Source organism: Oleiphilus sp. HI0123, assembly GCF_001635315.1.
In genome coordinates this window covers 1-5,103 of record NZ_LWGE01000079.1, presented here as the reverse complement: position 1 = coordinate 5,103, position 5,103 = coordinate 1, and the positions used below count along the sequence as shown (strand labels likewise).

The window sequence follows — 5,103 nt, the reverse complement described above, 5'->3', positions numbered from 1 at the left end:
GCTCTTAAAAAGATTGAGGAGATGTTGGGATGAATGAACAACGTATCTATAAGGTTCTTTTAGGTCCTCATATTTCTGAAAAAGCTTCTATGGCAGCAGAGAACAACCAGGTTTGTTTTAAGGTTGCTGCGGATGCTAGCAAGCCAGAAATCAAGAAGGCTGTTGAGAAACTTTTCAATGTTACAGTTGAAGCAGTTCAAACTGTAAATATTAAAGGCAAGACTAAGTTCACTAAGAACGGTCTTGGTAAGCGCAAAGATATTCGTAAGGCTTATGTCAAATTGGCAGAAGGTCAGGATATCGATTTCATGGACGTGGAATAAGGTAGAGGTCGAATTATGCCAGTCGTAAAAACCAAACCAACATCTGCCGGCCGTCGTCATGTCGTTAAGGTAGTACACCCTCATTTATACAAGGGTCGTCCTTATGCGCCGTTAGTTGAAAAGAAATCTAAAAATGGCGGTCGTAATAACAACGGTCGTATTACTGTTCGTCACAAGGGTGGCGGTCATAAGCAGCACTATCGTGTTGTTGACTTCAAGCGCACAAAAGACGGCATTCCAGCTGTTGTTGAGCGTATCGAGCACGATCCAAATCGTTCAGCGCACATCGCATTGCTGAAATATATGGATGGCGAGCGTCGTTACATTATTGCTCCTAAAGGTGTTGAAGTCGGTCAAGAGATTCGTTCGGGTGAAGATGCTCCTATTAAAGTAGGCAGTACCTTACCTATTCGAAATATTCCTGTGGGTAGTGTTATCCACTGTGTTGAATTGAAGCCTGGTAAAGGCGCTCAAATCGCTCGTAGTGCAGGTACTTCTGCGCAGCTAGTAGCAAGAGAAGGTGCTTATGCAACTCTTCGTTTGCGTTCTGGTGAAATGCGTAAGGTTCTTGTTGAATGTCGAGCTACTTTGGGTGAGGTTTCAAACAGTGAGCACAGCCTACGGCAATTAGGTAAAGCGGGTGCATCACGTTGGCGCGGTATTCGACCAACGGTGCGTGGTGTTGTTATGAACCCAGTTGACCACCCACATGGTGGTGGTGAAGGGCGAACCTCTGGTGGTCGTCACCCTGTTACTCCTTGGGGTGTACCTACTAAAGGCTATAAAACTCGCAAGAACAAACGCACTGACAAGATGATAGTACGTCGTCGGTCGGCTAAGTAATTAACTAAGAGGGTTACGCTGTGCCACGTTCTTTGAAAAAAGGTCCATTTATAGACCTTCATTTATTGAAGAAAGTAGAAACGGCTCTGGAAAAAGGTGACAAGAAACCAATTAAGACTTGGTCTCGTCGTTCAACTGTTTTTCCTGAGATGGTAGGCCTGACTATTGCGGTTCATAACGGACGTCAACACGTTCCTGTTTATGTAACCGAAGATATGGTTGGTCATAAATTAGGTGAATTTGCTGCAACGCGTACTTATCGGGGTCATGATGCCGATAAGAAAGCGAAGCGATAATTCTGAGAGGATATTGAGATGGAAGTAGCTGCAAAGCATAGAGGTGCTCGTCTATCTGCTCAGAAGGCACGTTTGGTAGCAGATCAGATCCGAGGAAAGGGTGTAGAAGAGGCGTTGGAAGTTTTAACTTTCAGCACTAAGAAAGCTGCAGCCCTTATGAAGAAAGTGTTGGAGTCGGCTATCGCAAATGCAGAGCATAACGATGGTTTGGACGTAGATGAGCTTAAAGTTTCAACAGTATTTGTTGATGAAGGCCCAACTATGAAACGAATCCGACCACGTGCGAAAGGTCGTGCTGATAGAATATTCAAGCGCACCTGTCATATCACGGTCAAAGTGGCCGATAACTAGGAGATACTAAGATGGGTCAGAAAGTACATCCTACTGGTATCAGACTGGGTATTGTGAAAGACCACAACTCCGTTTGGTATGCAGAGAAAGGTGATTACGCTAAGTACTTGCTAAACGACATTCAGGTACGTGAGTATTTGATGAAAAAGCTTGAAAGAGCGTCAGTTAGCAAGATCACTATCGAGCGACCAGCTCAGAACGCTCGTGTGACAATTCACACTGCGCGTCCTGGTATCGTAATCGGTAAGAAAGGCGAAGATGTTGAAAAGCTTCGCAAAGAGATTGGCGAAATGATGGGGATTCCGGTTCACATCAATATCGAGGAAATTCGTAAGCCAGACTTGGATGCTAAGTTGGTTGCTGCAGGTGTAGCTAGCCAATTGGAACGTCGTGTTATGTTCCGTCGTGCAATGAAGCGTGCAGTTCAAAATGCAATGCGTCAAGGTGCGAAGGGTATCAAGATACAGCTTGGTGGTCGTTTGGGTGGTGCTGAGATAGCTAGAAGTGAATGGTATCGTGAAGGTCGTGTGCCTCTACATACATTGCGTGCAGACGTTGATTACTCAACGCATGAGGCAAATACCACTTACGGCATTATTGGCGTTAAAGTTTGGATCTTCAAGGGCGAGATTCTGGGTGGTATCGAACAGGTACGTGCTGAGAAGAAAGCTACCAAGAAGAAAGCTGCTAAGTAAGGGGCCAAGTAATGCTACAACCAAAACGTACCAAATTTAGAAAAATGCAGAAAGGCCGTAACCGCGGTCTGGCTCAGCGCGGTGCAAAGATAAGCTTCGGCGAATATGGTCTTAAGTGTACCGATCGCGGGCGTATTACTGCACGACAGATTGAGGCGGCTCGTCGTACGATCTCTCGAAAAGTTAAGCGTGGTGGTAAGATCTGGATCCGAATTTTTCCTGACAAGCCGATTACGCAAAAGCCTTTAGAAGTTCGTCAAGGTAAAGGTAAAGGTAGTGTTGAATATTGGGTTGCCCAGGTTCAGCCAGGTCGAGTTTTATTCGAAATTGAAGGTGTGCCGGAAGAGCTGGCGCGTGAAGCATTCGCTCTTGCAGCTGCAAAATTACCTGTTTCGACAACCTTTGTTGAAAGGACGGTGATGTAATGAAAGCAAGTGAATTAACAAGTAAGTCTGTAGACGAGTTGAATCAGGATCTTCTTGGTTTGCTTAAAGAGCAGTTTAACTTGCGTCTACGCAAGTCTACTGGTCAGTTGAATCAGTCTCATTTACTTCGTCAGAATAGACGCGACATTGCACGCATTAAAACTGTATTGACGCAAAAGGCAGGTGAATGATTATGACTGATACTGCACAGAACACAGCTCGTACCTTAAATGGTAAAGTTGTTAGTAACAAAATGGATAAGTCAATCACTGTGATGATTGAGCGTCGTGTAAAGCATCCAATCTACGGTAAGTACGTTAAGCGTTCTACCAAGGTACATGCTCACGATGAGAATAACGAATGCAACATCGGCGATGTAGTAACAATTCAAGAGACGCGTCCTCTTTCGAAGACAAAGTCTTTCACGTTACTAAACATCGATGAAAAAGCATCTAACGTTTAACCCCTGGTAAGGTTTGGAGAACAACGATGATTCAGACGGAAAGTATGCTAGATGTGGCCGATAACAGCGGTGCGCGTCGAGTAATGTGTATTAAAGTGCTGGGTGGTTCACATCGTCGTTATGCACGAATTGGTGATGTAATTAAAGTCACTGTAAAAGAAGCTATACCTCGCGGCAAAGTCAAAAAAGGCGATGTCATGAGTGCTGTGGTAGTGCGTACGCGTAGTGGTGTACGTCGCCCAGATGGCTCTTTAATTAAATTCGATGGTAACGCTGCTGTGTTGTTAAACGCTAGTGATGCACCGATTGGAACTCGTATTTTTGGTCCTGTAACTCGTGAGTTGCGCGGCGATAAGTACATGAAAATTATTTCTTTAGCACCTGAAGTGCTTTAAGGACGAGAGGCCGGTTATGAAAAAGATCAAACGTGACGATGAAGTGATTGTCATAGCAGGCAAGGACAACGGTAAGCGTGGTAAAGTTAATCGTGTGATGAAGGATGGCCGTTTGGTCGTTTCTGGAATCAACATGATTAAGCGCCACACTAAGCCTAACCCAATGCTGGGTACGCCAGGTGGCATTGTTGAGAAAGAAGCGCCAATTCAGGCTTCTAATGTTGCGATTTTTAATCCAACAACCAACAAAGCAGACCGTGTAGGCTTCAAAGTCCTTGAAGATGGCAAGAAGGTACGTGTATTCAAATCTAACGACGAGCTCGTAGATAAGTAGGCAGGTAATAAACCATGGCAAATATGAAAGAAGTTTATAAAAGCGAAGTGGTACCTGCACTGCAAAAAGAGTTCGATTACAAGAGCATAATGCAAGTACCGAAAATTGAGAAAATTACCCTTAATATGGGTGTTGGCGAAGCGCTAGCAGACAAAAAAATGCTAGAGAACGCAATCGCTGATCTTGAGAAATTAGCTGGCCAAAAGCCAGTGACTACAAAAGCTCGTAAGTCAGTAGCTGGCTTTAAAGTTCGTGAAGGTTATCCGATCGGCTGTAAAGTTACTTTACGTGGCGAGCGTATGTGGGAATTTTTCGAGCGTTTAGTTGGTATCGCTATTCCGCGTATCCGCGACTTCCGAGGTCTAAACTCGAAGTCATTTGACGGACGTGGTAATTATTCAATGGGTGTTAAAGAGCAAATCATATTCCCAGAGATTGATTACGACAAAGTCGATAAGATTCGTGGTCTAGACATTACTATTACTACATCTGCTGCAACGGATGATGAGGGTCGAGCTTTGCTTCGCGCTTTCAACTTCCCGTTCAAAAAATAAGGGTAAGAAGCAATGGCTAAGATCTCAATGAAGCAGCGCGAACTAAAGCGCGAAAAAACAGTAGCCAAGTATGCTGAGAAGCGTGCGGAGCTAAAAGCAATTATCTCTAACCAAAATACTTCTGATGAAGATCGTTGGGAAGCTCAGAAACAATTGCAAAAGCTACCGCGTAACGCTAGTCCAAGCAGACTTAGAAATCGCTGTCAAGTGACAGGTCGACCACATGGCGTATACCGCAAGTTCAAACTTTCACGAATTAAATTGCGTGAACAGGGAATGAGTGGTAATGTGCCCGGCCTGAAAAAAGCAAGCTGGTAATACCAGTAAAGAAACGTTGGTAAGTACCATAACAAGCTGGTGGGGTTTCCTTCCGGCTTGTTTTTGATACTGCACAACTAAAAAGACTAGGAGTTCATACGATGAG

At 44.4% G+C, this 5,103-nt stretch carries 12 protein-coding genes; all 12 read left to right on the top strand.

The window, feature by feature from the left end; genetic code table 11:
- Positions 1-29: 29 nt before the first annotated feature.
- The 12 genes from rplW to rpsN are packed head-to-tail and all read left to right on the top strand — an operon-like array spanning position 30 to position 4,997.
- Positions 30-323: a 50S ribosomal protein L23 gene (rplW, locus tag A3761_RS00880; protein ID WP_068508512.1), complete on the top strand. Its 294-nt coding sequence runs from the start codon at positions 30-32 to the stop codon at positions 321-323.
- 15 nt (positions 324-338) lie between these two features.
- On the top strand, positions 339-1,166 hold the full coding sequence (rplB, locus tag A3761_RS00875; RefSeq protein ID WP_068508514.1) for a 50S ribosomal protein L2: 828 nt from the start codon (positions 339-341) through the stop codon (positions 1,164-1,166).
- A gap of 20 nt (positions 1,167-1,186) precedes the next feature.
- Positions 1,187-1,462, top strand: coding sequence for a 30S ribosomal protein S19 (gene rpsS, locus A3761_RS00870; protein ID WP_068508516.1), 276 nt, complete (start codon positions 1,187-1,189; stop codon positions 1,460-1,462).
- A gap of 12 nt (positions 1,463-1,474) precedes the next feature.
- Positions 1,475-1,813, top strand: a complete 339-nt coding sequence (gene rplV, locus A3761_RS00865) for a 50S ribosomal protein L22 (protein ID WP_368664608.1) — start codon at positions 1,475-1,477, stop codon at positions 1,811-1,813.
- An 11-nt stretch (positions 1,814-1,824) separates the two neighbouring features.
- Positions 1,825-2,508 (top strand): 30S ribosomal protein S3, encoded by a 684-nt coding sequence (gene rpsC, locus A3761_RS00860; protein WP_068508520.1) that lies wholly within the window; start codon positions 1,825-1,827, stop codon positions 2,506-2,508.
- A gap of 11 nt (positions 2,509-2,519) precedes the next feature.
- Positions 2,520-2,933 carry a 50S ribosomal protein L16 gene (rplP, locus tag A3761_RS00855; protein ID WP_068508522.1) on the top strand — a complete coding sequence of 138 codons (414 nt, stop codon included), beginning with the start codon at positions 2,520-2,522 and terminating at the stop codon, positions 2,931-2,933.
- Positions 2,933-3,124 (top strand): 50S ribosomal protein L29, encoded by a 192-nt coding sequence (gene rpmC / locus A3761_RS00850; protein WP_068508532.1) that lies wholly within the window; start codon positions 2,933-2,935, stop codon positions 3,122-3,124. Before rplP ends, rpmC begins: the two co-directional genes overlap by 1 nt.
- A 2-nt stretch (positions 3,125-3,126) precedes the next feature.
- Positions 3,127-3,396, top strand: coding sequence for a 30S ribosomal protein S17 (gene rpsQ / locus A3761_RS00845; protein WP_068508559.1), 270 nt, complete (start codon positions 3,127-3,129; stop codon positions 3,394-3,396).
- Positions 3,397-3,422: 26 nt separating this feature from the next.
- The gene (gene rplN / locus A3761_RS00840) at positions 3,423-3,791 is read left to right on the top strand and encodes a 50S ribosomal protein L14 (protein WP_068508534.1); all 369 of its coding nucleotides are present in this window, start codon (positions 3,423-3,425) and stop codon (positions 3,789-3,791) included.
- A 16-nt stretch (positions 3,792-3,807) separates the two neighbouring features.
- The gene (rplX, locus tag A3761_RS00835) at positions 3,808-4,125 is read left to right on the top strand and encodes a 50S ribosomal protein L24 (protein ID WP_068508536.1); all 318 of its coding nucleotides are present in this window, start codon (positions 3,808-3,810) and stop codon (positions 4,123-4,125) included.
- Between the two features lie 14 nt (positions 4,126-4,139).
- Positions 4,140-4,679: a 50S ribosomal protein L5 gene (gene rplE / locus A3761_RS00830; protein WP_068508538.1), complete on the top strand. Its 540-nt coding sequence runs from the start codon at positions 4,140-4,142 to the stop codon at positions 4,677-4,679.
- Positions 4,680-4,691: 12 nt separating this feature from the next.
- Positions 4,692-4,997 carry a 30S ribosomal protein S14 gene (gene rpsN / locus A3761_RS00825; protein ID WP_068508540.1) on the top strand — a complete coding sequence of 102 codons (306 nt, stop codon included), beginning with the start codon at positions 4,692-4,694 and terminating at the stop codon, positions 4,995-4,997.
- Positions 4,998-5,103 lie beyond the last annotated feature (106 nt).